The 26814-nt window shown below is 62.4% G+C and carries 26 protein-coding genes and 1 other RNA gene; 13 read left to right on the top strand and 14 right to left on the bottom strand.

The window, feature by feature from the left end; genetic code table 11:
- Positions 1 to 174: 174 nt before the first annotated feature.
- Genes crcB through SJY33_RS00650 form a run of 6 tightly spaced genes read left to right on the top strand, consistent with a single transcriptional unit; the run spans position 175 to position 4009 of the window.
- A complete protein-coding gene (gene crcB / locus SJY33_RS00675; RefSeq protein WP_379920569.1) occupies positions 175 to 588 on the top strand; it encodes a fluoride efflux transporter CrcB in 414 nt (137 codons plus the stop codon).
- Entirely contained in the window at positions 585 to 1814 is a 1230-nt protein-coding gene (locus tag SJY33_RS00670; RefSeq protein ID WP_379920568.1) for an RluA family pseudouridine synthase, read from the top strand. The genes crcB and SJY33_RS00670 overlap by 4 nt, the downstream gene beginning before the upstream one ends.
- Positions 1814 to 2413 carry an FMN-binding negative transcriptional regulator gene (locus SJY33_RS00665; RefSeq protein ID WP_379920566.1) on the top strand — a complete coding sequence of 200 codons (600 nt, stop codon included), beginning with the start codon at positions 1814 to 1816 and terminating at the stop codon, positions 2411 to 2413. Before SJY33_RS00670 ends, SJY33_RS00665 begins: the two co-directional genes overlap by 1 nt.
- On the top strand, positions 2410 to 3069 hold the full coding sequence (locus tag SJY33_RS00660) for an HAD-IA family hydrolase (RefSeq protein WP_379920564.1): 660 nt from the start codon (positions 2410 to 2412) through the stop codon (positions 3067 to 3069). The genes SJY33_RS00665 and SJY33_RS00660 overlap by 4 nt, the downstream gene beginning before the upstream one ends.
- A complete protein-coding gene (locus SJY33_RS00655; protein WP_379920563.1) occupies positions 3066 to 3305 on the top strand; it encodes a hypothetical protein in 240 nt (79 codons plus the stop codon). The genes SJY33_RS00660 and SJY33_RS00655 overlap by 4 nt, the downstream gene beginning before the upstream one ends.
- Positions 3302 to 4009 (top strand): ATP12 family chaperone protein, encoded by a 708-nt coding sequence (locus tag SJY33_RS00650; protein ID WP_379920562.1) that lies wholly within the window; start codon positions 3302 to 3304, stop codon positions 4007 to 4009. The genes SJY33_RS00655 and SJY33_RS00650 overlap by 4 nt, the downstream gene beginning before the upstream one ends.
- Here SJY33_RS00650 and SJY33_RS00645 read toward each other — a convergent pair.
- From SJY33_RS00645 to SJY33_RS00630, 4 genes are all read right to left on the bottom strand, one after another.
- Positions 4006 to 4602, bottom strand: coding sequence for an ABC-type transport auxiliary lipoprotein family protein (locus SJY33_RS00645; protein WP_379920561.1), 597 nt, complete (start codon positions 4600 to 4602; stop codon positions 4006 to 4008). The two genes, SJY33_RS00650 and SJY33_RS00645, sit on opposite strands and share 4 nt — an antisense overlap.
- Before the next feature lie 14 nt (positions 4603 to 4616).
- A complete protein-coding gene (locus SJY33_RS00640) occupies positions 4617 to 5567 on the bottom strand; it encodes an MlaD family protein (RefSeq protein WP_379920560.1) in 951 nt (316 codons plus the stop codon).
- 62 nt (positions 5568 to 5629) lie between these two features.
- Positions 5630 to 6430 (bottom strand): ABC transporter ATP-binding protein, encoded by an 801-nt coding sequence (locus SJY33_RS00635; protein WP_379920559.1) that lies wholly within the window; start codon positions 6428 to 6430, stop codon positions 5630 to 5632.
- A 9-nt stretch (positions 6431 to 6439) separates the two neighbouring features.
- A complete protein-coding gene (locus SJY33_RS00630; RefSeq protein ID WP_379923489.1) occupies positions 6440 to 7564 on the bottom strand; it encodes an ABC transporter permease in 1125 nt (374 codons plus the stop codon).
- Positions 7565 to 7685: 121 nt separating this feature from the next.
- Between SJY33_RS00630 and SJY33_RS00625 the strand changes: the two genes are divergently transcribed.
- The 3 genes from SJY33_RS00625 (at position 7686) to SJY33_RS00615 (ending at position 12992) form a co-directional block, all read left to right on the top strand.
- Complete coding sequence (locus tag SJY33_RS00625; RefSeq protein ID WP_379920558.1) at positions 7686 to 10412, top strand: valine--tRNA ligase; 2727 nt, start codon at positions 7686 to 7688, stop codon at positions 10410 to 10412.
- A 291-nt stretch (positions 10413 to 10703) separates the two neighbouring features.
- Positions 10704 to 12200, top strand: coding sequence for a methyl-accepting chemotaxis protein (locus SJY33_RS00620; RefSeq protein ID WP_379920557.1), 1497 nt, complete (start codon positions 10704 to 10706; stop codon positions 12198 to 12200).
- Between the two features lie 57 nt (positions 12201 to 12257).
- A complete protein-coding gene (locus SJY33_RS00615; RefSeq protein WP_379920556.1) occupies positions 12258 to 12992 on the top strand; it encodes a 7-carboxy-7-deazaguanine synthase QueE in 735 nt (244 codons plus the stop codon).
- A gap of 90 nt (positions 12993 to 13082) precedes the next feature.
- On the opposite strand, the gene SJY33_RS00610 is transcribed toward SJY33_RS00615, so the two are convergent.
- The 5 genes from SJY33_RS00610 to SJY33_RS00590 form a co-directional block, all read right to left on the bottom strand.
- Positions 13083 to 14777, bottom strand: coding sequence for an ATP-binding protein (locus SJY33_RS00610; protein ID WP_379920554.1), 1695 nt, complete (start codon positions 14775 to 14777; stop codon positions 13083 to 13085).
- A 101-nt stretch (positions 14778 to 14878) separates the two neighbouring features.
- Positions 14879 to 15643, bottom strand: a complete 765-nt coding sequence (locus SJY33_RS00605) for a TIGR02186 family protein (protein WP_379920553.1) — start codon at positions 15641 to 15643, stop codon at positions 14879 to 14881.
- Positions 15644 to 15653: 10 nt separating this feature from the next.
- Positions 15654 to 16571 carry a sulfite exporter TauE/SafE family protein gene (locus SJY33_RS00600; protein WP_379920552.1) on the bottom strand — a complete coding sequence of 306 codons (918 nt, stop codon included), beginning with the start codon at positions 16569 to 16571 and terminating at the stop codon, positions 15654 to 15656.
- 105 nt (positions 16572 to 16676) lie between these two features.
- Positions 16677 to 17792 (bottom strand): hypothetical protein, encoded by a 1116-nt coding sequence (locus tag SJY33_RS00595; RefSeq protein WP_379920551.1) that lies wholly within the window; start codon positions 17790 to 17792, stop codon positions 16677 to 16679.
- Positions 17789 to 19222, bottom strand: coding sequence for a glycosyl transferase family protein (locus SJY33_RS00590; RefSeq protein ID WP_379920550.1), 1434 nt, complete (start codon positions 19220 to 19222; stop codon positions 17789 to 17791). Before SJY33_RS00590 ends, SJY33_RS00595 begins: the two co-directional genes overlap by 4 nt.
- Positions 19223 to 19493: 271 nt before the next feature.
- Between SJY33_RS00590 and SJY33_RS00585 the strand changes: the two genes are divergently transcribed.
- The 3 genes from SJY33_RS00585 to SJY33_RS00575 all read left to right on the top strand — a co-directional run bounded on the left by SJY33_RS00585 (position 19494) and on the right by SJY33_RS00575 (position 22594).
- The gene (locus SJY33_RS00585; RefSeq protein WP_379920549.1) at positions 19494 to 20246 is read left to right on the top strand and encodes an SIMPL domain-containing protein; all 753 of its coding nucleotides are present in this window, start codon (positions 19494 to 19496) and stop codon (positions 20244 to 20246) included.
- Between the two features lie 176 nt (positions 20247 to 20422).
- Positions 20423 to 21229 (top strand): metallophosphoesterase family protein, encoded by an 807-nt coding sequence (locus SJY33_RS00580; protein ID WP_379920548.1) that lies wholly within the window; start codon positions 20423 to 20425, stop codon positions 21227 to 21229.
- 54 nt (positions 21230 to 21283) lie between these two features.
- Positions 21284 to 22594 carry a UDP-glucose dehydrogenase family protein gene (locus SJY33_RS00575; RefSeq protein WP_379920546.1) on the top strand — a complete coding sequence of 437 codons (1311 nt, stop codon included), beginning with the start codon at positions 21284 to 21286 and terminating at the stop codon, positions 22592 to 22594.
- Here the strand turns inward: SJY33_RS00575 and SJY33_RS00570 are convergent.
- The 5 genes from SJY33_RS00570 to SJY33_RS00550 all read right to left on the bottom strand — a co-directional run bounded on the left by SJY33_RS00570 (position 22591) and on the right by SJY33_RS00550 (position 25816).
- A complete protein-coding gene (locus SJY33_RS00570) occupies positions 22591 to 23382 on the bottom strand; it encodes a hypothetical protein (RefSeq protein WP_379920545.1) in 792 nt (263 codons plus the stop codon). The genes SJY33_RS00575 and SJY33_RS00570 overlap by 4 nt on opposite strands.
- A gap of 56 nt (positions 23383 to 23438) precedes the next feature.
- Positions 23439 to 23856, bottom strand: an RNA gene (gene rnpB / locus SJY33_RS00565) — RNase P RNA component class A.
- A 36-nt stretch (positions 23857 to 23892) separates the two neighbouring features.
- On the bottom strand, positions 23893 to 24615 hold the full coding sequence (locus SJY33_RS00560) for an N-acetylmuramoyl-L-alanine amidase (protein ID WP_379920544.1): 723 nt from the start codon (positions 24613 to 24615) through the stop codon (positions 23893 to 23895).
- Positions 24616 to 24625: 10 nt separating this feature from the next.
- Positions 24626 to 25279, bottom strand: coding sequence for a histidine phosphotransferase family protein (locus tag SJY33_RS00555; RefSeq protein ID WP_379920543.1), 654 nt, complete (start codon positions 25277 to 25279; stop codon positions 24626 to 24628).
- Positions 25280 to 25420: 141 nt separating this feature from the next.
- Entirely contained in the window at positions 25421 to 25816 is a 396-nt protein-coding gene (locus SJY33_RS00550; protein ID WP_379920542.1) for a Mov34/MPN/PAD-1 family protein, read from the bottom strand.
- A 16-nt stretch (positions 25817 to 25832) separates the two neighbouring features.
- On the opposite strand from SJY33_RS00550, the gene SJY33_RS00545 reads away from it, so the two are divergent.
- A complete protein-coding gene (locus SJY33_RS00545; protein ID WP_379920541.1) occupies positions 25833 to 26786 on the top strand; it encodes an RluA family pseudouridine synthase in 954 nt (317 codons plus the stop codon).
- The last annotated feature ends 28 nt before the right edge of the window (positions 26787 to 26814 follow it).

Below are 26814 nucleotides of genomic sequence, written 5' to 3'. Positions count from 1 at the left end.
AATTGCCTGTGAAACACCAATGATACGCGGGCGATTCCCTTGCAGGACCGCCCACCAAACCGCGCCCCGATAGTCCAACGCCGCGCCAAAGGCAAGCCGTAGCCGTGCGGTGACAGGCGCAAACGTTCTCCGGCTGCGCTAGGCAGAACGGCCTGCCATCGCTATGGCCGCGCCATGTCCGGTGAAATTTCCCCTCTTGTAGCCAGCCTCAATGTCGCTGTCGGCGGTGCTGCCGGTTCGGTGCTGCGGTATCATGTCGGGCGCGCAGCCAGCGGACTGGCTGGTCCTGCCAATGCCTTTCCCTGGGGGACACTGGCGGTGAACATCATCGGCAGCCTTGCCATGGGCGCACTGGTGGGCTGGATGGCCCGCGGCAGTCTGGCCGACACCAGCGCAGAATCGGCCAGACTTCTGATTGGCGTCGGGCTGCTTGGCGGGTTTACCACGTTCAGCGCCTTTTCTTCCGAACTTGTCACCATGCTCCATCGCGGCCAGGCGGGGATGGCCGCAGGCTATGCCGCTGCTTCGCTGATCGCAGGCATGGCGGCAGTTATCATCGGCCTTGTAGCCGCACAGAGTGTTCAATGACCGAGACCCCAATCGATACCCCGGCTGACAATGTCCGCCAATTCACCGTGAGCGAGGATGACGACGGCATCCGGCTGGACCGCTGGTTCAAGCGCAACCTGCCCCAAATCGGCTTTGCCACCGTGTCGCGCTGGGCGCGCACCGGGCAGATCCGCGTCGATGGCAAGCGTGCCAAGCCTGAAGACCGACTGGAACAGGGCCAGGTGCTGCGCGTGCCACCCGGAGGCGAAGACGCGCCTTCCGCCAAGAAGGCCGCGCCGCGCGTACGCGTGCTCAGCCCCGAACAGATCGCCGAAGCGAAGGCGATGGTCATTCGCGAAACCGCCAGCGCGATCGTGCTCAACAAGCCCCCCGGCCTTGCCACGCAGGGTGGCAGCAAGACCACCAAGCACGTTGACGGGCTGCTTGATGCGTTTGTCGAAACCGAAAAGACCCCTCGCCCGCGCTTGGTTCACCGACTGGACAAGGACACTTCAGGCGTCCTGCTGATTGCGCGCACACCGGGCGCTGCTGCCAGCTTCTCCAAACGTTTTGCCGGTCGTTCGGCGCGCAAGGTCTACTGGGCGCTTGTGGTTGGAAAGCCGCAAATGGCCGAAGGCGTGATTGACGCGCCGCTCGCCAAGCAGCCGGGCACCGGCGGCGAGAAAATGCATGTCGACGAAGAAAACGGCGCAGCCGCCAAGACCCGTTATCGCGTGGTCGACAGCGCCGGGCAGCGTGCGTCGTGGGTGGAACTGGAACCGCTGACCGGTCGCACCCACCAGCTGCGCGTCCACATGGCGGCGATCGGCCACCCGATTGTGGGCGACGGCAAATATGGCGGGCCGGACAGCTTCCTCACCGGCGCGGTCAGCCGCAAGATGCATCTGCACGCCCGCCGCCTCATCATTTCCGAACCCAAGACCGGTGAAGGAACTGGCGGCAAGCTGGACGTGACCGCCGAATTGCCCCCGCATTTTGCCATGAGCATGGAAGTGCTGGGTTTTGATGAAAGCCTGTCCGATGCCTCGCCGATGGGTGATGAGGCGCCGGAACGCACGGGCGAGGAAAAGAAGCAGGCGGCCCGCCGCCACTTCAAGCAGGCGCGCAAGGAAGCCCGCGCCCCGCGCCGTGCCCGCGGTGATGCGGCGGTCAAATCGAAGTCCAAAACCAAAGACAAGGGTGCCAAACCCGCGGGCAAAAGCAAGCCGCCCACCAAGGGGCCCGGCCGGAAGCCTGCGCGCTGATGCATCCCAATCCGCTTTTCCGCAGCGATGATCTGGCGGCCGAAGCCCGTCTGGTGGAACAGATCGGCTTTGGCATGGTCATCGCTGCCACCCCCGATGGTCCGCGCGTGGCGCATACGCCGCTGCTGATGGGCGAGACAGGAACCGTGCAATTCCACCTTGCCCGCAGCAACGCGATCACCCGTCATCTTGAAGGCGCCAAAGCGCAAATCGTGGTCAACGGTCCGGATGCCTATGTGTCGCCGCGTTGGTACGATGATCGCAACACCGTGCCGACCTGGAATTATGTGGCGTTGGAACTGGAGGGCCCGGTGCGGCGGATGGCTGATGCGGAGTTGGAAGGGTTTCTTCGCGCCGCAATTGCCAAGCATGAAGCACGCCTTGGCGGGGAACCATGGCGCGCGGAGGAATCGTCCGACGCCATGTGGGCGAGCCTGTTTCGCGGCATTGTCGGCTTTGAACTGACTATCACGGAAAGGCGGCCCACCTACAAAATGTCGCAGAACAAGATGCCGGAGACGCGCGCCCGGATCGCGGATGGACTTGCAGCGGCAGGCGCTAGTGCGATGGCTGACTACGTGCGAGGCGTTACGGCATGAAGCTGGCAGTATTCGATTGCGATGGCACGCTGGTCGATGGACAGGCGGATGTCTGCTGGGCGATGGAGCGGGCTTTCAGCCGAGCCGGATTGGCCGCGCCGGATCATCAGGCAGTTCGCCGCATCGTAGGGCTGAGCCTGCCTGCCGCGGTGCGCAGCCTTGCCCCCGATCTCAGCGACGATCAGAACCGCGCCGTTACCGAATTCTACCGATCCAGCTTCCGTGCGCGGCGTGAAGAAGGCCTGCTGGACGAACCGCTTTATGATGGCATTGCCGCCATGTTGCACGATTTGCGCAGCGCCGGGTGGAGCCTGGCGGTCGCCACCGGCAAGTCCGATCGCGGGCTGGCCGCCTGTCTTGCCACCCACGGTATTGCCGACTTATTCGTCTCGCTTCAGACCGCCGATCGGCATCCCTCGAAACCCAATCCTGCGATGCTGGAAGCCGCGATGTTCGACGCAGGCGCATTGCCGGGTCAGGTGGTGATGATCGGTGACACCAGCTTTGACATGCTGATGGCGCGCGGCATCGGTGTAGCCGCGATCGGGGTCGGATGGGGTTATCACAATACGCCCGAACTGCTTGCCAGTGGTGCGGCGCGCGTCGTCGATACGGCCGCCGCACTGTTCAATGCACTTCAGGAGACGCTGCCATGAGCCTGTCCGAACGCGGCCATAGCGATGCACGGGCGCGCAACCGCTTCATCATCATCAACGCCGTCCGGTTCGGCGGAGTGGCGATGGTCATGCTGGGATTTGCCATTGTGCGCGGGCTGATTGAGTGGCCCTACGCTGTCGGTGTGGTCATCGTGTTGGCAGGCTTCTTCGAGGTATTTTTCCTGCCGCGCTTTATCGTGCGCAGCTGGAACGCGGGAAACAGGAACTCCAGATGATCCGCAGGTTCTATGAGGATGTAACGCTCGCCGCTGTGGCAGGTGGGTGGCAAGTGCAGCTCGACGGGCGCGGCGTGAAGACGGTTGGCGGCGCTGCGCAGATTGTCCCCACCCAGGCTCTGGGTGAAGCGTTGGCGGCCGAATGGCGCCGACAGGGCGAGAAAATCGACCCGGCCAGCTTGCCGATGCGCGACATGGCCGATTACGCGATCGATGTGGTCGCTTCCGATCCGGCGGCAACCGTGCAGCGTCTTGTCGTCTATGCCGAAACCGACACGCTGTGTTACCGTGCCGATCCCGACGCCCCCTTGTACAAACGCCAACAGGAGGTGTGGGAGCCTTTGCTGACCGCGTTCGAAAGCGCGCACCGCACTGCCTTCGTACGGGTCAGCGGTGTGGTGCACCGCCCTCAGCCAGCCTCTGCGATGGTCGTGCTTCAGGAACGGCTGCGCGTCCTTGATCCATTTGTTCTGGCCGCTGCGGAAACAATGACGACGCTTGCCGCATCGCTGATCACGACGCTGGCTGCACTCGACGCCAGCCATGAGGACGAGCCCCGCGCGCTGTGGCAGGCGGTGTGCCTCGAAGAAGAATGGCAGGCCGATCTGTGGGGCCGCGACGAAGAAGCCGAAGAACGCCGCGCACGGCGCGAGGCCGATTTCCTGCGCGCCTTCGCCTTTGCCCGGCTGGCGCGGAGAACCTAGCCCGCTGAAACCCAGTCGGCGATATCAGCCGCCACTGTGTTGGCCGCACTGTTCAGCGCCGTCCCCACCGCGCGGGTTTCTGCGATCACGCCGCTTTCGCGCGCTTCAAAACGGCGGGTGACGACAGCGCCGTCCCTGCCGATCCGCACCGCATCGAACCGCACCACCGCCGATGATGTCTGCGCATCATATCCCATGTCGATCAATGTGCCCTGCAAGGTCACGGTCGACAGCGTGGCGATGTCGTCATTATCAACCACCAGCGCCGCACCGCGGGCACGGATGGTTTCGCCCACCAGCCGGCGGAACAACCGCGAAGGTTTTTCCACCCAGAACGCTTCTTGCAGATAGGCCAGTTCGGTGTCGCTGACCGCAACCGGGACACGCAATACATCAAGTTTGGCCGGGGTATCGAACGGAAGCACCGCGATCACCGGGCGGGTGTCGCCCGGTGCCACGCCGGGGCCCGCAGGCGTGCTGGCCGCCGGGCTGAGCGTCAGAAGACTTGCAGGTGGCTCACCCCCCAGACTGATGCAGCCGGACAAAGCCAGCAACAAAGGCGCAACCAGAAACGGCCGGGTCATCATGGTCATCGAAACGGTCATCCTCATTTCGGCTCGTAATCGGGAAGCGACTGGCCGCCAACCAACGCACCTGCGCCTTCGCTTTCGATCTTTTCGGTGATCGAACGCAGCGCCCGGCTGGTGGCTCGCAAATCCTGAAGCGTGGCTTCGGCTGCTGGCAAGGTGGTGGTACGCAATTGGCGTGCAGCGGGCCGCGTGTCTTCAAGCGTGGCGGACAGCGACGTCAGTGCCGCGTTGGCAGATACCAGTGTCGCACGCAGTTCCTTGGCCAAAGGCTCGCCTTCCTTGGTCAGCACGCTGTCGGTCGTCAGTGCCAGTTTTTCGTAGGCATCCAGCGTTTCGTTGAATTCGGTCATCGTGGTGCGGAACGCCTTGAGATTGGCGGTCAGTTCCGGGCTTGCATCGGCAAGACCGCTGGTCAGGCGGTTGCTGTTGCGCAGAATGCCCGCCAGCTCCTTCTGGTTGTCGGGACCCAGAATGGTGTTGAGCTGTTCGGTCAGCGTTGCCAGCCGTTCCAGCAACAGTGGGGCATTGGCCACGATTTCGCCAAATCCGCCGCGGCCGGGGGGGATTACCGGGCGCCCTTCGGGACAGGCGGTGGTTGCGCAGGTAATCGCTGGATTATCCTTGCGCGCACCATCCAGAAGGATCGTGGAAACGCCCGTAAAGCTCGCCTGGATCGTCGCCTGCGTACCGACAAGGATCGGCACGTTTTCACCAACCTTGATGCGAACGCGGACGAATTCGGGATTGTTCTTGGCCAGTGCGATTTCCGTGACCTGACCTACAGGCACCCCGGCGAAGCTGACCTGACTGCCCTTGGCAAGGCCCGAGACAGACTGGCCGTAGAAGATGTCGAATTCATCCTGCTTGCCTTCGCCCAGCTGCGCGATCCACACGATGAACGCAGCCAGCGCCGCCAGCAAGACCAGCGTCACCGCACCGACCCACAGATGATTGGCTCTGGTTTCCATATGCGTTTCCTATGCCGCCCCGCAGGTGCGGATGTCCAACAGTCTCTTGCGGTCGGCCAGGATCATGGCTCACCCCGCACATGCGCTTCATGCGCGCTGCGACCACGCGGGCCGCCAAAATATTCCTCGATCCACGGATGACCGGTCGCGATCAGTTCGGGGATCGTGCCCACGGCAATGATCTTCTTTTCCGCAATCACCGCCACACGATCGCAGATTTCGTAAAGCGTATCGAGATCATGCGTTATGAGAAACACGGTCAGGCCAAGTGTCTCTTTCAGCTCGCGTGTCAGACGATCGAATTTCGCTGCGCCGATCGGATCAAGCCCGGCGGTGGGTTCGTCGAGGAACAAAAGCTCAGGGTCCAGCGCCAAGGCACGGGCGAGCCCGGCGCGCTTTTTCATGCCGCCCGAAAGCTCGGACGGGTATTTCGCCACCGCACTATCAGGCAGGCCCGAAAGCAGAACTTTGTAACGCGCGATCTCGGCCCGCAGCTTGGGATCGAGATCGGGATAGAACTTCTTGATGGGGACTTCGACGTTCTCACCCACGGTAAGTGTCGAAAACAGCGCGCCGCCCTGAAACAGCACACCCCAGCGCCTGCGCACACCGGTTTCGCCGTTGGGGTCCTGATCGCTCAGGTCGCAGCCAAGCACTTCGATCCGGCCTTCCTGCGGACGCTGAAGCCCGATGATCGATCGCATCAAGACCGACTTGCCGGTGCCTGACCCGCCCACGACGCCGAGAATTTCGCCTCGCTTGACGGTCAGATCGAGGCCATCATGCACCGCAAAGTCGCCGAAGCTGTTGACCAGCCCTTCGACCACAATGGCAGGGCTACTGTCATCGGGATGATCGTTCATCCGCATGCCTCAGCCCCACCCAATTTCTGTGAAGAACACTGCGAAGAACGCATCGATCACAATGACGGCGAAAATGGCCGAAACCACTGCCTGGGTGGTGCGGCGCCCGATTTCTTCGGAGTTACCGTGAACCTGCATCCCGTGATAGCAGCCGGCGAGGGCCACGATCAGCCCGAACACCGGCGCCTTTATCAGGCCCACCCAAAGATCGTGGACCGGCACGACTTCCTGTATCCGCATCAGAAAGGTGATGAAGGGGATACCCAGTGTAACATCGCCAACCACAGCCCCGCCGATAATCGCCATTGCCGATGCATAAAAGCCTAGCAAAATCATCATGAAGGTCGCAGCGAGGATGCGGGGGATCACCAGCACCTCAATCGGCGAAATGCCAATGGTGCGCATCGCGTCGATTTCTTCGGTCAGCTTCATCGTGCCGATCTGCGCGGCAAAGGCACTGCCCGACCGGCCAGCCACCATGATCGCAGTCATCAGCACGCCCAATTCGCGCAAGGTGATCCGGCCTACAAGGTTCACCGTCAGCGATTCCGCTCCGAACTGTTCAAGCTGGACCGAACCTTGCTGCGCAATGACGATACCGATCAGGAAGCTCATCAAGCCGATGATCGGCAGCGCAGAAATGCCGACCAGCTCCATCTGGTGGACCAGCGCCTTGATCGGGAAACGGCTGGGATGGCGGATAAGCTTGACCCCGCCAATCAGGATTTGGCCAAAGAAGCCGATCACACCCACCGCGCCGTCACGCGCTCCGTAAACCTTTTCGCCCAGTGCCGCAGGCACGCGGGTCCACACCGGCATACGCCGCGCCCGTATATCGCCGCCTTCATCAATCCCGCGCACCGCGGTCAGCAAACGTCCGGCCGCTGGGCTGGCTCCGGTAATGGCGCTGTCGTGGGTGCGCGCAAGACGGCACACCACGTACGCGCCCACGGTGTCGATTTCTTCGACGCCCGAAAGATCGATGGTGTCCACAGGACCGGGAATTTGCGTCAGCGCCTGTTCCAGCGGCCCGATATGCGCCAGCGTCAGATGGCCAGACAACGCCAGACGATCCGTCCCGGCACTTCCTTCTGCATCCACATGTTCAAGATTGTATTGCGCCGCACTCTGCATCGGGATCAGGCTATGGGGTGATTTTCCCGCCCTAGCAAGACTCTCGCGGTAAAGCGCAAGTTTGGCCGCGCATCGGTCCGTCATTGCATCGCAACATTGGTGCTGGCATGGCGCGAACATTATGCCGGACACCATCAACCCCACCCTGCCCACCACCTTCGACCCCGCTGAGATCGAGGCGCGCTGGTATTCCCACTGGGAAACGAACGGATGCTTCCGTCCCGAACGCCCCGATGCCGAAGCGTTCACCATCGTCAATCCGCCGCCGAACGTAACCGGCAGTCTGCATATCGGCCATGCACTCGACAACACCTTGCAGGACGTGGTGATCCGTTATGAACGCCTGCGTGGGCGTGACGCGCTGTGGGTGGTCGGCACCGACCACGCCGGGATCGCAACGCAGATGGTGGTCGAACGCCAGATGGAAGCGCGCGGCGACAAGCGCAGCAATTACAGCCGCGACGATTTCATCGCCAAGGTGTGGGAATGGAAGGCCGAAAGTGGCGGCACCATCACCAATCAGCTGCGGCGACTGGGCTGTTCGATGGATTGGAGCCGCGAGCAGTTCACCATGGACCCGCATTTCACCCGCGCGGTCACCAAGACCTTCGTCGATCTGTATAACGACGGGTTGATCTACCGCGACAAGCGGCTGGTGAACTGGGACCCCAAGCTCAAGACCGCGATCAGCGATCTCGAGGTCGAGACGCGAGAGATCAAGGGCAGCTTCTGGCGCTTCCGCTATCCGCTGGCCGATGGCGTGCTGACCGCCGATGGCGCCGATCACCTGATCGTCGCGACCACGCGGCCGGAAACGATGCTCGCCGATATGGCCGTGGCGGTGAACCCGGCGGACGAACGCTATGCCAGCGTCGTGGGCAAGCACATCGTGCTGCCGATCACCGGCCGCCGCATCCCGATCATCGCCGACGAGCACGCCGATCCCGCGCTGGGATCGGGCTGCGTCAAGATCACGCCGGGCCATGACTTCAACGACTTCGAAGTCGGCAAGCGCGCCGGGATCGCGGCGGGCGAGATGCTCAACATGCTCGATGCCGATGCGGCGGTGGTGCAGGTGGCAGACGGCCTGATCCCGGCGGAGTTCGTCGGGATGGACCGCTTCGATGCGCGCAAGGCCGTGGTCGAGCGGTTGAAGGCCAAGGGGTTCCTCGTGCCCCACGTCACCCGCGACAAGGACGGGGAGGAAACCCACCACGACGCCGAACCGCGCGTGATCCAGACCCCGTATGGCGACCGCGGCGGCGTGGTGATCGAACCATGGCTGACCGACCAATGGTATGTGAACGCAGGCGAACTTTCGAAAAAACCGATCGAAGCCGTGCGCTCGGGCGAAATCGGGATCGTGCCCAAGACCTGGGAGAAGACCTTCTTCAACTGGATGGAGAACATCCAGCCGTGGTGCGTGTCGCGCCAGTTGTGGTGGGGCCACCGCATCCCGGCATGGTTCGCCGATGATGGCCGCTGCTTCGTCGCCGAGGACGAGGCCGCAGCGCAGGCGCTCGCCGGTGACGGCGTCACGCTGCGCCAAGACGACGACGTGCTCGACACGTGGTTCTCGTCGGCGCTGTGGCCCTTCGCCACGCTTGGCTGGCCTGACGATGGCGCGCCGCTCCTGAACAAGCACTTCCCAAACAGCCTGCTTATCTCCGGCTTCGACATCCTGTTCTTCTGGGACGCGCGGATGATGATGATGGGCTATTACACCATGGGCCAGAAGCCCTGGGAGACGCTCTATCTCCACGGCTTGGTGCGCGCGGCGGACGGCGCGAAGATGTCGAAGTCCAAGGGCAATGTGGTCGATCCGCTGGGCCTGATCGACCAGTACGGCGCCGATGCGCTGCGCTTCTTCATGGCGGCGATGGAAAGCCAGGGCCGCGACATCAAGATGGATGAACGCCGCGTCGAGGGTTACCGCAACTTCGCCACCAAGCTGTGGAACGCGGCGCGGTTCTGCCAGTCGAACGGGATCGGTGCCTCGGCCAGCGTCAAGGCTCCGCAAGCACGCCTCGCCGCCAACCAGTGGATCATCGGCGAAGTGGCCGCCTGCGTGACCGAAATCGAGCGCGCGATGGCCGATCTGCGCTTCGATGCGGCGGCCAACGCCATTTACCAGTTCACGTGGAGCAAGTTCTGCGACTGGTATCTCGAACTGATCAAGCCGGTGTTTGCAGGCGTTGCCGACAGCCCGCCTGCTGTGGAAACCCGCGCGGTGGCCGGCTGGGCGCTCGACCAGATCCTCGTCATGCTGCACCCCTTCATGCCCTTCATCACCGAAGAGCTGTGGCACAAGCTGGGTGAGCGGCCCTACGAGCTGATTGTGGCGCAGTGGCCCAAGCCGGAAGCCGAAGTGAGCAAGGAAGCGACCGATGCGATCGACTGGGTGATCGACCTCACCACCAGCACCCGCTCCGCCAAGAACGAACTCGGCATTCCGCCGGGTGCCAAGCTGGCGGCGTGGCTCGCTTCGCCTTCGGACGTCGCCGCCCGCACTGTCGAGCGCTCAAGCGCCGCAATCGAACGCCTCGCACGCCTTACACCGGTAACCATAGGCGAGCCCCCCGCTGGCCCCGCGATGCAGGTGACCGCAGGCGAGGATGTGTTCGTCATCCCGCTTGAAGGCATCGTCGACATCACGGCCGAAAAGGCCCGGCTGGAAAAGGCGCTGGCGACCTCTCAAAAGGAAACCAAATCTCTCGAAGGGCGCCTCTCCAACCCGGCCTTCGCCGAAAAGGCCAAGCCCGAGGCGGTCGAGAAGGCCCGCGGCGATCTCGCCCATCATCAGGGTGAAGTGGAACGCGTGACGGCGGCTCTTGCCCGGTTGGGATAAGCGCCTGTCACTGCCGCAAAGATGAGGCGCTGACTGTCCGCCTTGGTATTTGTGCCTAGCAGATAAAGCCGCCGGATTCAGATCTTGGCGCTATCCCCGCAGTGGGAACGTGCTGCTTTTGACGGGTGCGACGCTTGTCGCACGGCTTGGACCATTTGATGACACTTCGATCTGCACACATCGCCTTTAGGGGCAATAGGGCAGAACCCTGCGGCGTCCATGCCGCGGGCGGTTGGGTTTGTTCATTGCTGCACCAGTTCCGGCACACTGAGGCCAATGGAGCATCATCCAATGACAAACCCCACCCTTGCCGAACGTCTGGAATATTATGGTTTGGACGCGCATGACCCTGATTTCAAAGGCGTAGCTGCAGCAATCAGGCGTTATATCGAACCGACGCTGAACGGATTTTACCGCGAACTCCAAACCCGCAACGAACTTTCCGCAAAGTTTACCGATGCGACCTCGATGGAGCGGGCGCGGCGCGCGCAGGCGAAGCACTGGACCGGCGCCTTTACCGAGGGGCTGGACGAATCCTTCCTGACGCGGTCGAACCACATCGGCGAAGTACACGCTCGCATCGGTCTCGAACCCAAGTGGTATATTGGCAGCTACGCCCGCATCCTCAACGACCTTCTGCTGCAAATGATCGCGCCGGGCTGGAAACGCTACCTGCCTTGGAAACGGGCCGAGGCGCGACGTATCGCGGCGCTTGTGAAGGTTTCGCTGCTGGACATGGATGTGGCTCTGTCATCGTACTTTCTGGATGTGAGCAACAAGGTCAATTCGCTCAACGCCGTGCTGGGCGATGCCCTAGCAAAGCTGGCCAACGGCAAGCTCGACATTGCGGTGGTCGATCTACCGCCCGAATATGCCCGGGTCGCGGCCGATTTCAATTCTACGGTTGCAGCGCTCCACGACACCATTAGCACCGTGGTCCAGGGGGTGAATGCCATTTCATCGGGCTCAAACGAGATCCGGGTCGCATCCGACGATCTTGCGCATCGCACCGAAGAGCAGGCAGCCAATCTCGAAGAGGCTGCCGCGGCGGTCACGGAGGTGCTGAAACAGGTTCAGCAGACCCGCGAAGAAGCCAGCATCGCACAGCAGACCATCCGCGAAAGCAACGCCACCGCCGACGAAGGTTCGCAGGTCGTGACCCAAGCGGTCCTAGCCATGGATCAGATCGAACGGTCCAGTCAGAACATCGCCAACATCGTGAGCGTGATCGAGAGCATATCTTTTCAGACCAATCTGCTGGCGCTGAACGCCGGGGTCGAGGCTGCACGTGCGGGAGAAAGCGGCAGGGGATTCGCCGTGGTCGCCAATGAAGTGCGCGCGCTTGCCTTGCGCTGTTCCACGTCCGCTGAAGAGATCAAGTCGCTGGTTTCGGCCACCAGCGAACATATCACCTCGGGCGTCAGTCTCGTCACCAGAAGCGGCAGTTCCTTTGCCGCCATCACACAGGCCATCGCCGCGCTGACCAAAGCTGTGGAGAGCATCGCCGCATCCACCGAAGCCCAGTCGGATAGTCTGGCGCAGATCAACAAGGTCGTGGGCGATATTGACCGATCGACGCAGCAGAACGCCGCCATGGCCGAACAATGCAACGCGGCGGCAGCCTCACTCGCACGGGAAGCTGACGGGTTGCGCGGAACGGTGAACGCCTTCGAGGTGGGCAACACCCACCGCGACGGACGGACAGCGCTGGCCGCAGCGCAGATGCAGCGCTCCCATGAATTTCAACGCGGTGCGAAGGGACCCAATCTCGCGGTGGTTGGCGGCTGACCAGCTTGCCTTGCTGAAAATTTCCCAGCGGGGGAAATCGTGGCATAGGGCCGGCATATGAACCTTACGCTTGCCACCGACGACACCGGAGCGCCGGAGATTTTTGCCTCGCTGCAAGGCGAAGGGCCGAGCATGGGGGTGCCGGTCGCCTTTGTGCGTTTGTCGCGCTGCAACCTTGCGTGCGTGTGGTGTGACACGGCGTACACCTGGCGGTTTGAGGGTGATAACCGTCCGCACCGTGACGGCGTGACATTCGATCGGAAGGCCAATCAGGTGGTTCTCTCGGCGCAGGACACTGCCGCGCGGATTGCGGCGCTCGGCCAGAGACGTCTTGTCATAACCGGAGGCGAGCCTTTGCTTCAAGCAGGCGCGCTTGCAGAGATACTCACCCACCTGCCCGATATCGCGGTCGAGATCGAAACCAACGGCACGGTCGCGCCGCCCGCGCGGCTTGATGTGCGGGTCGATCAGTACAATGTCAGCCCCAAGCTCTCGCACAGCGGCAATCCGGCCGATCTGGCGCTGCTGCCTGCAAGGCTCGACACTTGGGCGGCCGATCCGCGCGCTTTTTTGAAGTTCGTCATCGCTACGCCCGAGGATGTGGATGAGGTGCTGGCGCTCCAACGCCGCTATCGTTTCCGCCCCGAACGTGTGTTCCTAATGGCCGAAGGCACGACCACAGCAGCGCAGCGTGAACGGCAGGCGTGGCTTTCCGACCTATGCCTTACGCACGGTTTCCGCATGAGCGACCGGCTTCACATTCACCTTTATGGCGATACCAGAGGAACTTAAATCCCGCCCGCGACCCCCCAGGCAAGCGGGAGGAGGAAAGTTTGGCGCTGATACCCCCTCCCGCCTGCGCGAGGGGCCGGGGCGGGATACTTAACCTTGTGATCTCCAGCGCATTACGACGCGCTCGACCAGTTCCTGTTCGCCGCCATCCTTGCTCCACAAGTCGGCAAAGCTCGGATCTTCCGAGGCAGGCCGCTTGTGTTCTTCGAGATTGTCGAAGCTGACGCGAATGGGGATTGATACGCCTTCGCCGCAGATGATGCATTCGCGGTTGCGCAAGGCCGGGATAGAATCGAGGAACCCGCGCGCGCCTTCGGGCATCGCGGCGCGCACGAAGGCCTGGTCGCGATCATTGTTGAGTCGCATCGAAATGATGGTGCCGCATTGCGACAGCACGCCTTCGGCTAGATCGGAAGGGCGCTGTGTAATGAGACCCAGACTGATCCCGTATTTGCGGCCTTCCTTTGCGATGCGGCTGAGTATCTTGCCCACTGACGAACCATCGGCGTTCTTTTCATTGGGTACGTAACGGTGCGCCTCTTCGCAGACCAGCAGCACAGGCCGGGTCTTTTCTTCGCGCCCCCAGATGGCAAAATCGAACACCAAGCGGCTGAGTACGGCGACCACGGTAGACGTGATGTCTGATGGCACGCCCGACACATCGATGATCGAGATCGGGCGACCGTTTCCGGGCATCCGGAAAATCTTGCTGATGAAATCTACCATCGTGTCGCCCACCAGCATGCCCGAGAACATGAACTGGTAACGTGGATCGGCCTTGATCTCGTCAAGCTTGCCCTTGATCCGCATGAACGGTGCCGACGAAGTTGCCTTGTCCAGCTTGCCCATTTCATCCTGCAGGATGTTGCCGAAATCGGACAGCAGGTAGGGGATCGGCGAATCGACAGTGATCTTGCCCATGGTTTGCGCCAGACGGTTTTTCGACCGTGCGGCCAGCAAGCATTTGGCCAGAATATCGGCATCGACCTGACGGTCATTGCCGCTGCTCGACAGCAATACTTCGCAATGTTCTTCGAAGTTCATCAGCCAGTAGGGCATCTGAAGGTTCGATACGTCGAGGATCTGACCCGTGGTGCGGAAGGCGGCCGAATATTCGCCGTGCGGATCGATCATCACGATGTGACCCTTGGGCGCAGCTTCACAGATGCGGTGCAGGATCAGCGCGGCGCTGGTTGATTTGCCGGTTCCGGTTGAACCCAGCAGCGCAAAGTGCTTGCCCAGCATCGCGTCGATATAGAGGCCGGCGCGGATGTCTTTCGTGGGGAACACCTTGCCAATCGTGATGCTGGCGCGGCCATCGCTGGCGTAGATCTGTTCCAGATCCCTGGTGGTTGCCGGGTAGATCATGGCCCCCGGAACCGGATAGCGCGTCACACCGCGTTTGAACCCGTGGATGCGGCCTGTCAGCTTTTCTTCGGACCCTTCGCCCAGAAAGTCGATATGTGCGATGATCCCGCCTTCGGTGCGGCGGTCCTTTCGCTGGTCGCGGACGTTGGCGAGCAACCAGGCATCGCCGACACGAATCTTGATCTGGCTGCCGACCTGCCCGGCCAGCGCAATCGATGGATCGGCGTCTTCCATGCATTCATTGAGCCGCTGCATGTCCAGCGCGATCTGCGAGCCGGAACCCGATATTTCGAGCACCACCCCGATCGGCAGACGCGCGTTGTCATGGCTACCGGCATAAGCCGATGCCAATTCTTCCGCCCCTGCCGGGTTGGGCCCGGTGAAGCGTTCAAAATCCTGTCTGCCGTGATCGCTCATTAGCGCCTATTCCCCTGCGCGCCCGGTAGGGCTGCATGGCGTTACCGCGATTGGAGTTAAGATCGGGTCAACGCCCTGGGTTGCCCGGGAGCGCAATGGGTTCAGCCGCGCGCGAACAGTCGCCCTGCCATCCAGCCCATCGCCAGCGAAAGCGCAATCGCGCCCAGACCGTAAAGGAACGAATTGCGCTGCGATGCTGTCACCACGCGGCCTTCCAGACCGGCTTTTACCACTTCGATCCGGGCGGTGGCGCTGGTCAGCACCCGTCCTTGGGCAATCGCGAAGGTTTCTGCGGTGTAACGCCCCGTCGTCACATTGGACGGCAGATCGATCCGTGCCTGATACAGCACCTTTTCCGCGATGCTGACGCCTCGCGGGTTTTCCTGATACAATCCCTGCCGCCGCCTCAGTTCGACCAAACCCTGGGCATACCGCAATTGTTCTTCGGGATCGATCTGACCCGAAGGAGACAGCTGGATAAAATCGGTTCCCAACTCATAGATTGCCGCTGTGCGTTCATCCACAATCTGCCCCACGGGACGCGACGATGCGACTGCGAAGAAAGCGGGGGCGGATCGAAAATCGCTGGAACCTGCGTTCATCCAGATGCCTGCCAGGCGATCCTTTTCGCGAATGCGCACTGGTTCGGTCGGGCCTTTGAGAACCACAACGATGTCGTAATTGCCCGCCCGCCCTGCGCCAGCGGGATCGATTACCGCGCCATACAGCAGCAGCCGTGCGCCCGTGAAGCCCTGTCGCACCTCGATCCGCGACTGGCTGACCGCAGGCACCAATACAGGCTCGCGCTGCGCAGATAGCGCGGCCCATGCAGTCAGCAGCAAAACAAGCCGCCCCGTCAAAGTCACAGGCCCGCCCTCACAGCGGAACCACGGTGTAAATTTCGTCAGGCTGAACGCCGAGCCCGTAGAGCATTCGCAAGGCGATAAGCAGCACCAGCGCAGCCAGGGCAAGGCGCAGATATTCAGGCCGGGCTTTCAGCGCGATCTGCGTGCCGAACTGCGCGCCCAGCACCGATCCCAGCAGCAGCAACGCCGCCAGCACGAGATCCACCGCCTTGGTCGTCAGCGCATGGGTCATCGTTGTGACCATCGTCACGAACAGAATCTGGAACAGCGACGTGCCGACCACGACATTGCCGCTCATCCCGAGGATATACAGCATCGCAGGCACCAGCAGGAATCCCCCGCCCACGCCCATCAGCATCGTAAGGATACCCACCAGCATTCCCAGGATCGCGGGAGCCAAAGGCGAAATGTACAGGCCCGACGCATAGAACCGCCAGCGATAGGGCAGGCTGGCGACAAGCGGGTGGTGGCGGCGTTTTTTGGCTTGCCCCCCCGCCTTGCCCAGCAGGCCGGGCCGCAATGCGCCAACGGCTTCGCGCATCATTAACGTCCCGATCGAACCGAGCATCAACACGTAAAGGATCGAGATCACGACATCGATCTGGCCAAGCGATTGCAGCGCGCTGAACAGACCGGCCCCGATCAACGCACCCAAGATCCCGCCGCCGACCATCACACCGCCCATGCGGTAATCCACGCCCTTGCGACGCGAATGGGCCAGCACGCCAGAAACGCTCGCGCCGGTCACCTGCGTCGCGGCCGAAGCCGCCGCAACTGTCGGCGGGATACCGTAAAAGATCAGCAACGGCGTCGTCAGAAATCCGCCACCCACGCCGAAAAGGCCGGACAAGATACCCGTCAGTCCGCCCAGCAGCACAATGAAGAGGCCGTTGACCGAAAGATTCGCGATGGGCAGATACACGTCCATGGCGCTGGCCTAGACGAGCGCGCACGGCGATGAAAGCCGCGGTGTTTGCCCATCCACTTTATCAGCGATCAGGCGCGGTTCCGGCGTCCGCCCGCGCTGGCGAATTCAGAAACGCGTCGATAACGTCGCCGCCAAACCTGAATCCGGAGCGGCATCGCCGCCGACCCGTTCACGCCAGTCGATCGACAGGCGCGCAGGCACGGTCCCGATGGTCGTATCCAACCGCAGGCTGGGGCCCACGTCGATCCGTTGAGCGTCCTTTTGTGCGCCGCCCCACACCGTTGCGGCCAGACTGACACGCAGCGCATTGTCCGTGAGGCGAGCGATGTGGCGTACTTCGCGTGTCACGCTGGCCTGTCCATCGATAAATCCGGTTGCATCCGGTCCCCCGACCCAGCCGGCTTGACCATAGGCTTCAAGCTGCGCCCCATATGGCAACGTTGCCGGAGCCAGTTCAGTGACAAAAAACGCCGAAGGCCGCCAACTATCACGAACGTCGCCATCCGTATAACGCACCTCTCCCGCCATTCGCAGCGGGATGTCCGCCAGGGGGCGAAGCGAAGCGCCCAACGCGGCTTCGCTTTCGCCGCGGCGCACCAGGGCGCGATAGGCACGGGTGTAAAACCGCGGGTCGTGTGTAGACGCAGGGGCGATCCGATATTGCAGCACTGCTCCGGTCTGGCTTGCGCCGTAGATCGGCACGCGCCCTTGCGACACGGGCGAGGCATCGGACTCCTGCCGCCAGAATGCCCAGGCATCAACCGACCAGCGATCCGCAGCAGGCGCCATAACTGGCGGCGCAAAAGGCCGCGTGCCTTCGTTCGATACAAGACCGGTCGGACTTTCAACAGCGGAACGGTCGCCAATCTCAGCGGAACGATCAGGCGCAGTCAGTGGCGCCATGCGATACGCGAGGCCATATGGCGCAGCGCGGCTAGTACGGCGCAGCACCGCTTGCCGTGTCGCTAACGATCGATGCGAGATCACCGCGGCGAAACGCGCGCCCGCCTCAATGGCCGGTGACGTGGCGACGAATGGCGCCATCCCGACTGTTCCGGCTTCAACAACGGCCGCAGCCAATGGAGGCGCGAGCGCATTGCCCAAGGGCGCGAACGGATTTTCCCACCACATCGCCCGCGCACCGGCCCATCCCGCGATCAATAGCACAAGCATCGCAAGCGGACCGCCCCGGAAACCGGTCCGGGTGCGGCCCGCGGTCACGATTGCACCGCCTGCATCAATCCCGGATTGGCAGGGTGCGCATCGTGGTCGGTCTTGTCCCACCTTGCGGCGGCACCCAAAAGCGTGCGGGCATAGGCAAACACGGCACGGCGCCCTGCGATGATCGTGATGACATTGGCCAGCGGCAGGCGCGCCACAGCCCACACTCCTTCGCGCCAGCCATATTCCCGGGTGGTGAAGGCAAAGCGCATCATGATGCGCCACGCGAAGGCCGCGGCGTTGGTAATCAGAACACATCTCAGGAGCGGGGACAGTGGCACAGGATCAGCGACGCCCGTCGCCACCATCACGCCCATGATCCCCGTCAGCACCACCAGCACATAGCCGACCATCAATACCAGCGCAGTCAAAGGTCCACGACGGTCCCGCGCGCGCATCCAGTATTCGGCCAGCCCGCCATTCCATCCCACTCTGTCCCAACCAAGCAGGGCAATACCCAGAACCCAGCGGCTTTTCTGTCGCACCACGGTGTCAAAGCGATGCGGGAAATAGGCGCGGGTGGCAATCAAGCGGCCATCTTCGCCGCGCGCCCGGACAAAGCGGCAGCGTCCGCCGGCCGCTGCAATCGCCAGACCCAGTTCGTAATCTTCAGTCAGCGAATCGCTGGCAAAGGGCATGCTGCCAGCACCGTTCCCGCTTGCCCGCGCAACCAGTCGATCCAGCGCACGGCGGGACGTGGCACATCCCACGCCCGCTCCCGGCACACCAGCGCCGAGGGCGTCACGCACCACCAGCCCCTTGCCATGCGCTTCGGCGAATTCTTCGCAGTAATGGCTGGCAAGATGCCGCGCGGCCCACCGCCGGGGATAGGGCACCAGCGGTTCCACCGGCAGCTGGACAAAATCGGCCCCGCCCGCAATCGCTTCGTCAAGCAGGCCAAGCGCGCCCGGATCAACCATGTCTTCGGCATCGTGAAACACGACAGCGCTGAAGCGTTGGCCCGCCCGTTCTTCGTCCAGAGCGAGCGCGGCATAAAGACGGTTGAGGCAATCGGCCTTGGTGGTGGGTCCGGCGCGATCGAGAATGACAAGCCGCAGACGCGGATCGTTGCGCGCTGATGCGACGGCCACGCCCAGCGTGTCGGGATCATTGCGATAGCAGCCGACATAGACGCGCACCCCCGGCTGCGGCCAGGTTTCGAGCAGGTGGCGGATCGTCTGGCCAATCACGGCCGCTTCCTGCCAGGCCGGAATAAGCACCGCGACGGGTCCGGACAGGCTCCGATGTTGAAGCGCCCTGCGGCTGCGCTGCTGCGTCATCGCGCGGCCCGTTACCCGCAGCCAAAGCCACACGGCATCAAGCGCCAGATCATCGATCGCGCCAATCAGGAAAAACACCCCGGCAAACAGCAACAGTTCGTGCTGCAGCAGCGCCAGGCACTGCCACACCCCAGGCTCGATTACGGACAAGGCGACCCCCCACCCCCAAATGGACCATCACGCTAACGCGCCCGGTCGCGTCATGCAACCGGGCCCGTAATTTTAATGGTTTACACAAGGTTTATATCGTCCAGCGCCGTGTCGGGACGTTCTTCTAGCTGCAAGTAGAGGGCATGCTGACCCATCGTTCGGCGGGGATTACGGCATGACGAAATCTTGCCAATGGCCCATCCATTCAAAATCAGTTCATCGTCAGCAATGCACAATTCGTCGCATCTATTTGTCGATTGGGGAAGATGGAATGGCCGGACATGATGCGCAAACGCCGAAAACGGAAAGCCCTGCGCTGCGCGATCCTTCAACGGTGCGATGGCTTGGGGCCGCTGCGATTCTGGCCACCGGCATGATTGTGGGCGGATACTTGCTTGGTGACGGCTTGCTGCGTGCCAAGGATGCGGAACGCGCAGTCACGGTGCGCGGGCTTGCCGAACGCGATGTCACCGCTGATCTCGCCACCTGGACGATATCCTACTCTGCGACTTCTACAGACCTTGCTGAGGCGCAAACCAAGGTGCGCGGCGACACAGTCAGTATCGAACGGTTCTTCGGAGAGCTCGGCTTTCCGGCTGACGCGTTGCAGCCAACCGGTGCCAATGTGACCAGTTTTACCGCCGACGGTATCACTACTTACACGGTTCGTCAGCGGCTCGCGCTACGCACCACAGATATTGCCCGCGCTCAGAAGGCGGTGGCCCGCCAGTTCGATCTGGTCGGGCGCGGAGTGTTCCTCGAAGAAGGGTCGGGCATGGCCTACACCTTCACCAAGCTCAACGACATCAAACCGGAAATGGTTGCCGAAGCGACCAGAGACGCACGTGCATCCGCACAGCAATTTGCCGAAGATTCCGATTCCGGCGTTGGCAAGATCAGGGACGCGACCCAAGGGTATTTCGAAATCGCCGCGCGCGATGGGGAAACAGGCGGATGGGGCATGGCTGATAGTCCCTACAAAAAGGTCAGGGTGGTCACGACTGTCAGTTTCACGCTCGACTGATTTAACGTTCGCGTCGTTGGACGATAATTCCACACCGCCTGCCGCGCGTGCCGGGGGTTCATGGCACGGTCACGTTGCCGCACTTATGAACCCGCTCCTGCTGCGACAGCCCAGCATTTTGCAGCTCTTCTCACCCCCATTGATGAAGGCCGCACAACCGGACTATTGCATCGCCCATGCTTCAAAGATTGCGCGACTTTTTCAAACCATCCCCGCCGCCCAAACTCCCTGCCGTGCCGCCGGGTACGCGCTATTACGCGATCGGCGACATTCACGGCCGACTTGATCTATACGAGGCCTTGATCGGTGCGATCGAAACCGAAATTGCACAGGCCCCCGAATACGATCATCATGTTATCGTGTTGGGCGATCTGGTAGATCGCGGGCCGGACAGTGCGGGCGTGGTCGAGCGGACGCGGATCTGGCAGCAGACCGGCAACGTCCAGGTTCTGGCGGGCAACCACGAGGAGATGTTTCTTACCGCTTTCACCAAACCCGAAGCCTTGCGCCATTTCCTCAAGCACGGCGGAACCGAAACGGTGTTGAGTTATGGATTGTCGCGCAAGCAACTTGCGACGATGGATCTGGACGAGATCTTTGCGCGGCTACCAGAAATTGTTCCGCAATCGGTGCGCGATTATATCGCCGGGTTCGAAACGATGGTGCGCACCGGCGATTATGTTTTTGTCCATGCTGGCGTCGATCCTGCCCGGACGCTGGCTGATCAGCAGCGCAGCGACCTGTTGTGGATTCGCGAACGTTTCCTGAACCACGTTGGCCCACTGGAAAAGGTGGTCGTACACGGCCATACTATTTTTGAAACCGTTATGGATTGCGGCAACCGTATCGGAATCGATACTGGCGCTTTTCGTTCCGGTGTGCTTACAGCTTTGGTGCTCGAGGGCGACCGGCGGCGGGTCCTTCAGGCCCGTGCGGCCCAAGGAGAGTCACCTGCGGTGTTCCACGGCGACCGACCTCACTGATTGCGCGGTTCGCTGCGCGGTCGGTGTCAACTTCTCGCGTAGGGGCAGTGGTTCATGAAGATTGCGATGGTGGGTTCGGGCTATGTCGGGCTCGTGTCGGGGGCGTGCTTTGCCGATTTCGGGCATGACGTGGTCTGCATCGACAAGGATCAGGGCAAGATTGACCGGCTCCATGCAGGCGTGATGCCGATCTACGAGCCGGGTCTCGATGCCCTGGTCGACACCAATGTGAAGGCGGGCCGCCTCAGCTTTACCACCGATCTGGGCGAAGGCATTGCCGGGGCTGACGCGATCTTCATCGCGGTGGGCACACCCAGCCGCCGCGGCGATGGCCACGCGGATCTCACCTTCGTTTACGAAGTCGCACGCGAAGTGGGCGAAAAGCTGAACAATGACGCGGTGGTCGTCACCAAGTCGACCGTCCCCGTCGGCACCGGCGACGAGGTCGAGCGGATCATCCGCGAGACCGGCACACAGCACAAATTCGCCGTCGTCTCCAACCCCGAATTCCTGCGCGAAGGCGCGGCGATCGGCGATTTCAAGCGCCCCGACCGGATCGTCATCGGCGCCGAGGACGCGTTCGGCCGCGAGGTGATGCGCGAGGTCTATCGCCCGCTGTTCCTCAACGAAAGCCCGATCCTGTTCACCTCGCGCCGCAGCAGCGAGCTGATCAAATACGCCGCCAACGCCTTCCTCGCGACCAAGATCACCTTCATCAACGAAATGGCGGATCTGTGCGAGAAGGTCGGCGCCAATGTGCAGGACGTCAGCCGCGGAATCGGGATGGATGGCCGCATCGGATCGAAGTTCCTGCATGCCGGGCCGGGCTATGGCGGATCGTGCTTTCCCAAGGATACGCTCGCGCTGCTCAAGACCGCTGAGGATTACGACAGCCCGGTGCGGATCGTCGAAGCGGTGGTCAAGACCAACGACACCCGCAAGCGCGCGATGGGCCGCAAGGTCGTCGATGCGCTGGGCGGCTTCGAACAGGCGCGCGGCAAGAAGGCGGCGCTGCTCGGCCTAACCTTCAAGCCCAACACCGACGACATGCGCGACAGCCCGGCGATTGCGGTGGCGCAGACGCTGATGGATGCGGGCGTTGCAGTGGCCGCCTATGATCCCGAAGGCATGGAACAGGCGCGCCCGCTGCTGCCCGGCGTTACGATGTGCGACAACGCCTACGACGCAATCGCAGGCGCGGACGTAGTCGTGATCGTCACCGAATGGGACGCCTTTCGCGCCTTGGATTTCCGGCGCGTGAAAGAGCTCGCCAAAGCGCCCGTGCTGGTTGACCTGCGCAATATCTACAAGCCCGATGACATGGCTGCCGCTGGCTTCACCTATGTCAGCGTGGGGCGGTCTTAAGCGCCAAGCCAAAGGCGGCGATTGGCCGGGCGTGCCAATTGCCACAGTGTGATGACCAGCACCAGGATGATGCCGCCAGCCGCGGCCCAGCCCACGGTGGGGAAGCGCTGTCCGCCGCTCGCATGAATTGCGATCAGCGCCCAACTGAAGACCAGCCCGAATAGCGGCGCGCCCCGCAGCCGCGCGGCGGCCAGGGCGGCGATGGCGGACCCCACAAGCACCATACAGGTTGCCATCATGGGATTGGGATAGGGCTGCAACACGCCGTAAAACCTCAGCGTCGCTGAGATGTTCACAATGCTTGCCGCGGTGAGCCATGCCGCGAGCGCGGTAAAGGCCGGGGCAACAAACCAGCGTTCGCCGACCGACAGGGGCTGCGTTGCCACGAGATTGCGCACCACGATGAATAGTCCAGCCAGCGACACCAGAATGATGACCACGGACACCGCAGTAAGGTTGGCGATCTGGGTATAGGCCGACCAGATACCCTGCGCGCCCAGCGCCACCGCAGCGGGCCAGGCAATGCGGTTCAGCAGATCACTGCTGCGCTGTGCGGGCAGTGCCTGCCACACAGCAAACAGGATCGAGAGCGCAAACAAGGGCCCCCAGATGGCGAAGGCCCATCCTGCCGGGGTAATGAGCGTGCGCACAGCGTCCGAACGTTCGCCGATGGGTTCGCCGATACCTAGCTGCGGAAGGAACCCTGCTCCGATCTGCACCATCACGGCCAGAATGACAGCAATGCGTTGGATGGGTGAGCGATGGGCAACGTTGAGATCGTTCATCATGCCAGCTAACCCCGAGCCACCGGGAAAGTTCCGTCTGCGCGGCAGATCGGTGATCGTGTCAGGGGACCATCATAAGCCGGGTTCTGTATCCCGGGACTGTATCCTTGCGGACGGGCCCCGGGTAGCAGCCATTCATCTGGTCGCCGGATTGCTCCGGCGCTCTAGCAGCCAACCCGGGCCGCTCGGGGCGAAACTCCCCTACCCTGCCATTGCTGACGGGCGCGCGGCCCCTATTCGGCCTTGCTCCGGGTGGGGTTTGCCATGCGGCGACTGTTGCCAGCCCCCCGGTGCGCTCTTACCGCACCCTTTCACCCTTGCCTGTCCCCCGCAAGCGGGGCCATCGGCGGTTTGCTCTCTGTGGCACTTTCCCTTGCGCGCCTGAAAGGAGCGCCGGCGGGCGTTACCCGCCACCCTTGTTTCGTGGAGCCCGGACTTTCCTCGCGTCTTGCGACACGCGGCTGCCTCAGGCCCCCTGACGCCCAGCGCCATAGGCCGGACCCAACCAAAATGCTAGCGCGTCCGCCCCTGATCGCGATCGAGCAGCAATTGCCACAGGATCGCGGCAATTTCGCCATCGGGCACCCCGGCGATATGTTCAGGCCGCCAGCGCCGTTCAAAAGCCTCCACCGCCTTCACCTGATCGGTAATGTCATAGCCGAAGCGTTCGAGTGCGAGGAAGAAGGCCCCGTCATTGTGGAACGGATTGCCAGCCGCCAGCGATTGCGGGCGCGGCAGGCACAGCTTGTACCGCGCCAATCGGTCCCATGGAAACAGTTCGCCCGGATCCACCTTCCGCATCGGCGCAACGCAGGAGTGGCCCACCACGTTGGCGCGCGGGATGTCATACTGCTTCACGATCCGCGCCAATAGCGGCACCAGCGCATCGATCTGCGCATCGGCAAAGCCGCGATAGCCGCCATTTTCGGGCGCATGGCCTGGATGATCCAATTCGATCCCGATGCTGGCCGAATTCACATCGGGTACGCCGCGCCAGTAACTTGCCCCTGCATGCCAGGCGCGGCGATCTTCAGGCACCAGGCGAATAACTTCGCCTTCTTCGGTGATGCAGTAATGCGCGCTGACCGACGCTTGGGGATCGCACATCCGTTCAATCGCCGCGTCAACCGGCTTCATTTCGGTATAGTGGATGACCACCATCGAAATGGCCGCCGTACGCTCCCCATGATTGGGCGAGCGCACATCGCGGTGAACCAGTTCGTCGCCCCCCGGCATTGCTGCGGCCCTAGCCGATCATGCCTTCGGGTTCAGGCAATACCGCGCCCAGCACCAGCGCCCCGTCACCCAACTTGTATTGCAGGCCGCCTTCCATCTCGGCCGCCAGCACCGCGATCATGTGCGCAGCGGCGGTGCGACTGGTGATTTCGCTTTCAGCCAGGTCGCCCTGCAATGCGCGGCCGATGGTTTCATCAAAGGCGATCCGATCGCCGCGCGCCCGCGCCACGATTTCAACCGCGCCGTCGCGCCGCTCAGCCCCGATGTCGAGCGTGCCGCCCCGCACCAGTGCATCCAGTGCAATCTGCGCAAGGTTGAGCAACACCTTGACCGCTGGCTTGGGCAGGCTGGGTTCCGCAATCGCCCAGTTGACCTCGACCCGCTTGGCATCCGAAGCGAGCGCATCGATCACGGTCTTGGCTTCGTCGACCGGGATCGCTTCGCCAAAACCGCCCGCCGCGCCAAAGGCAAGGCGGAAGAACTTCAGCTTATCGGTGCTGATCCTGGCGGATTGTTCAAGCAGTTCCATGCAGCGCGCACGCATCTGCGGGTCTTGTTCATCGGCAAGCAATTCCAACCCATTGGCGAGCGCGCCGACAGGGGACAGCATGTCGTGGCACAGGCGCGAACACAGCATCGCGGCAAGATCAGTCTGGGAGATCATGGATTTGTTCAGTTTCCGGCGTGTAGGAGACACATGAGACACTGTCTAAGAGTAAAAAACCCGGCTTGCCAACCGGCACGGGCGCTTGTCCGGTCAAATGGATGCAAAAAGGCGGCAAAAACGATTTTCATCGGGCGATCACTACGTATCGGACACGGTGTAGGAAAGCGCGGCGAAGCCATCGGGGGCATCGCGCCAGAACCGCACTTCATCGCTCGCAATGATCGCCCAGATGCGTCCATCACCTGCCGCGCAAGCACGGTCGGTGGCTGAAGGTGCTGGCGGGCCATGCGGATGCGAATGGTAATATCCGATCACCTGCAACCCGCCCGCCCGCGCTGCCCGGTGTGCATCGATCAGGGTTTGCGGATCGATTTCAAAATGCGTCTCGGGCGTTAGATGCACGTTGGCGGCCTTGCGGACATCGGTAATGCGCACGCCATCCCCCAGCAAAATCCCGCACGCCTCGAACGGGTGGGCGGCGGCGGCAGCGGCCAGCATCTGACCACGCGCCCGGCTTGTCACGTGAACTTGCATCGCGCATGGCCATAGCATGTCCGAACCCGAAATCATCACCGGCGCTACCATCGCCCCCGCCCGCCTTGACAAGGCGCTTGCCGAAGCCACGGCTCTCAGCCGTGCGCGGGTTCAGGGGTTGATCGATGAAGGCCGGGTCGACGTTGCAGGCAAGACCGCCACATCGGCTTCGATGAAGGTGGCAGGCGGCACACCTTTCCGCATCATCATTGCCGCTGCCATGCCTGCGCAGGCCGCGCCAGAAGACATTGCGCTGACCATCGCTTACGAAGATGCGCACCTGATCGTGGTGGACAAGCCTGCAGGCATGGTTGTCCACCCGGCAGTGGGCAATATCACCGGTACGCTGGTCAACGCGCTGCTGCACCATTGCCGGGGCAATCTGTCGGGCATCAACGGTGTGGCGCGGCCGGGTATCGTGCACCGGATCGACAAGGATACATCGGGCCTGCTGGTGGTTGCCAAATCCGATGCCGCGCATGAAGGTCTGGCGGTGCAGTTTGCGGCGCACACCGTCCATCGCCGTTACATCGCCGTATGCGCGGGGCATCCCGCGCCATCCGAAGGCACGATCAACGCCCGCATCGGCCGGTCGGACGCTGACCGAAAGAAAATGACCGTGCTGCCCAACAATTCCTCACGCGGGAAAACCGCGATCACGCATTACAAGATGATCGAACGGCTGGACGGGGCGGCGATGATCGAATGCCGGCTGGAAACCGGGCGTACCCACCAGGTGCGTGTTCACTGTGCGTCAATTGGTCATGCGCTATTGGGAGATCCTGCTTACAGCAAGACCCCCAAGGCGCTTCGCCCGGTTCTCGATCAGCTGGCCTTTGCGCGGCAGGCGCTACACGCGGCCGAACTGGGATTTGTGCATCCGGTGACAGGAGAAGGCATAGAGTTTCGAAGCGAGCTACCAGCGGACATGCAGGAACTTATCGACCAACTGCGACTTAGTTATCGATGAAACGCGCATACGTTGGGCAGCGTTTTGC

The organism is Erythrobacter sp. R86502 (genome assembly GCF_042466465.1).
GTDB lineage: Bacteria > Pseudomonadota > Alphaproteobacteria > Sphingomonadales > Sphingomonadaceae > Erythrobacter.
This window is presented reverse-complemented; position numbering and strand designations above follow the sequence as displayed.

Excerpts from the sequence above, each read along its gene's own strand:
- crcB (WP_379920569.1), top strand. The coding sequence starts at position 175 with ATGTCCGGTGAAATTTCCCCTCTTGTAGCCAGCCTCAATGTCGCTGTC.
- SJY33_RS00670 (WP_379920568.1), top strand. The coding sequence starts at position 585 with ATGACCGAGACCCCAATCGATACCCCGGCTGACAATGTCCGCCAATTC.
- SJY33_RS00665 (WP_379920566.1), top strand. The coding sequence starts at position 1,814 with ATGCATCCCAATCCGCTTTTCCGCAGCGATGATCTGGCGGCCGAAGCC.
- SJY33_RS00660 (WP_379920564.1), top strand. The coding sequence starts at position 2,410 with ATGAAGCTGGCAGTATTCGATTGCGATGGCACGCTGGTCGATGGACAG.
- SJY33_RS00655 (WP_379920563.1), top strand. The coding sequence starts at position 3,066 with ATGAGCCTGTCCGAACGCGGCCATAGCGATGCACGGGCGCGCAACCGC.
- SJY33_RS00650 (WP_379920562.1), top strand. The coding sequence starts at position 3,302 with ATGATCCGCAGGTTCTATGAGGATGTAACGCTCGCCGCTGTGGCAGGT.
- SJY33_RS00645 (WP_379920561.1), bottom strand. The coding sequence starts at position 4,602 with ATGACCATGATGACCCGGCCGTTTCTGGTTGCGCCTTTGTTGCTGGCT.
- SJY33_RS00640 (WP_379920560.1), bottom strand. The coding sequence starts at position 5,567 with ATGGAAACCAGAGCCAATCATCTGTGGGTCGGTGCGGTGACGCTGGTC.
- SJY33_RS00635 (WP_379920559.1), bottom strand. The coding sequence starts at position 6,430 with ATGAACGATCATCCCGATGACAGTAGCCCTGCCATTGTGGTCGAAGGG.
- SJY33_RS00630 (WP_379923489.1), bottom strand. The coding sequence starts at position 7,564 with ATGCAGAGTGCGGCGCAATACAATCTTGAACATGTGGATGCAGAAGGA.
- SJY33_RS00625 (WP_379920558.1), top strand. The coding sequence starts at position 7,686 with ATGCCGGACACCATCAACCCCACCCTGCCCACCACCTTCGACCCCGCT.
- SJY33_RS00620 (WP_379920557.1), top strand. The coding sequence starts at position 10,704 with ATGACAAACCCCACCCTTGCCGAACGTCTGGAATATTATGGTTTGGAC.
- SJY33_RS00615 (WP_379920556.1), top strand. The coding sequence starts at position 12,258 with ATGAACCTTACGCTTGCCACCGACGACACCGGAGCGCCGGAGATTTTT.
- SJY33_RS00610 (WP_379920554.1), bottom strand. The coding sequence starts at position 14,777 with ATGAGCGATCACGGCAGACAGGATTTTGAACGCTTCACCGGGCCCAAC.
- SJY33_RS00600 (WP_379920552.1), bottom strand. The coding sequence starts at position 16,571 with ATGGACGTGTATCTGCCCATCGCGAATCTTTCGGTCAACGGCCTCTTC.
- SJY33_RS00585 (WP_379920549.1), top strand. The coding sequence starts at position 19,494 with ATGGCCGGACATGATGCGCAAACGCCGAAAACGGAAAGCCCTGCGCTG.
- SJY33_RS00580 (WP_379920548.1), top strand. The coding sequence starts at position 20,423 with ATGCTTCAAAGATTGCGCGACTTTTTCAAACCATCCCCGCCGCCCAAA.
- SJY33_RS00575 (WP_379920546.1), top strand. The coding sequence starts at position 21,284 with ATGAAGATTGCGATGGTGGGTTCGGGCTATGTCGGGCTCGTGTCGGGG.
- SJY33_RS00570 (WP_379920545.1), bottom strand. The coding sequence starts at position 23,382 with ATGATGAACGATCTCAACGTTGCCCATCGCTCACCCATCCAACGCATT.
- SJY33_RS00560 (WP_379920544.1), bottom strand. The coding sequence starts at position 24,615 with ATGCCGGGGGGCGACGAACTGGTTCACCGCGATGTGCGCTCGCCCAAT.
- SJY33_RS00555 (WP_379920543.1), bottom strand. The coding sequence starts at position 25,279 with ATGATCTCCCAGACTGATCTTGCCGCGATGCTGTGTTCGCGCCTGTGC.
- SJY33_RS00550 (WP_379920542.1), bottom strand. The coding sequence starts at position 25,816 with ATGCAAGTTCACGTGACAAGCCGGGCGCGTGGTCAGATGCTGGCCGCT.
- SJY33_RS00545 (WP_379920541.1), top strand. The coding sequence starts at position 25,833 with ATGTCCGAACCCGAAATCATCACCGGCGCTACCATCGCCCCCGCCCGC.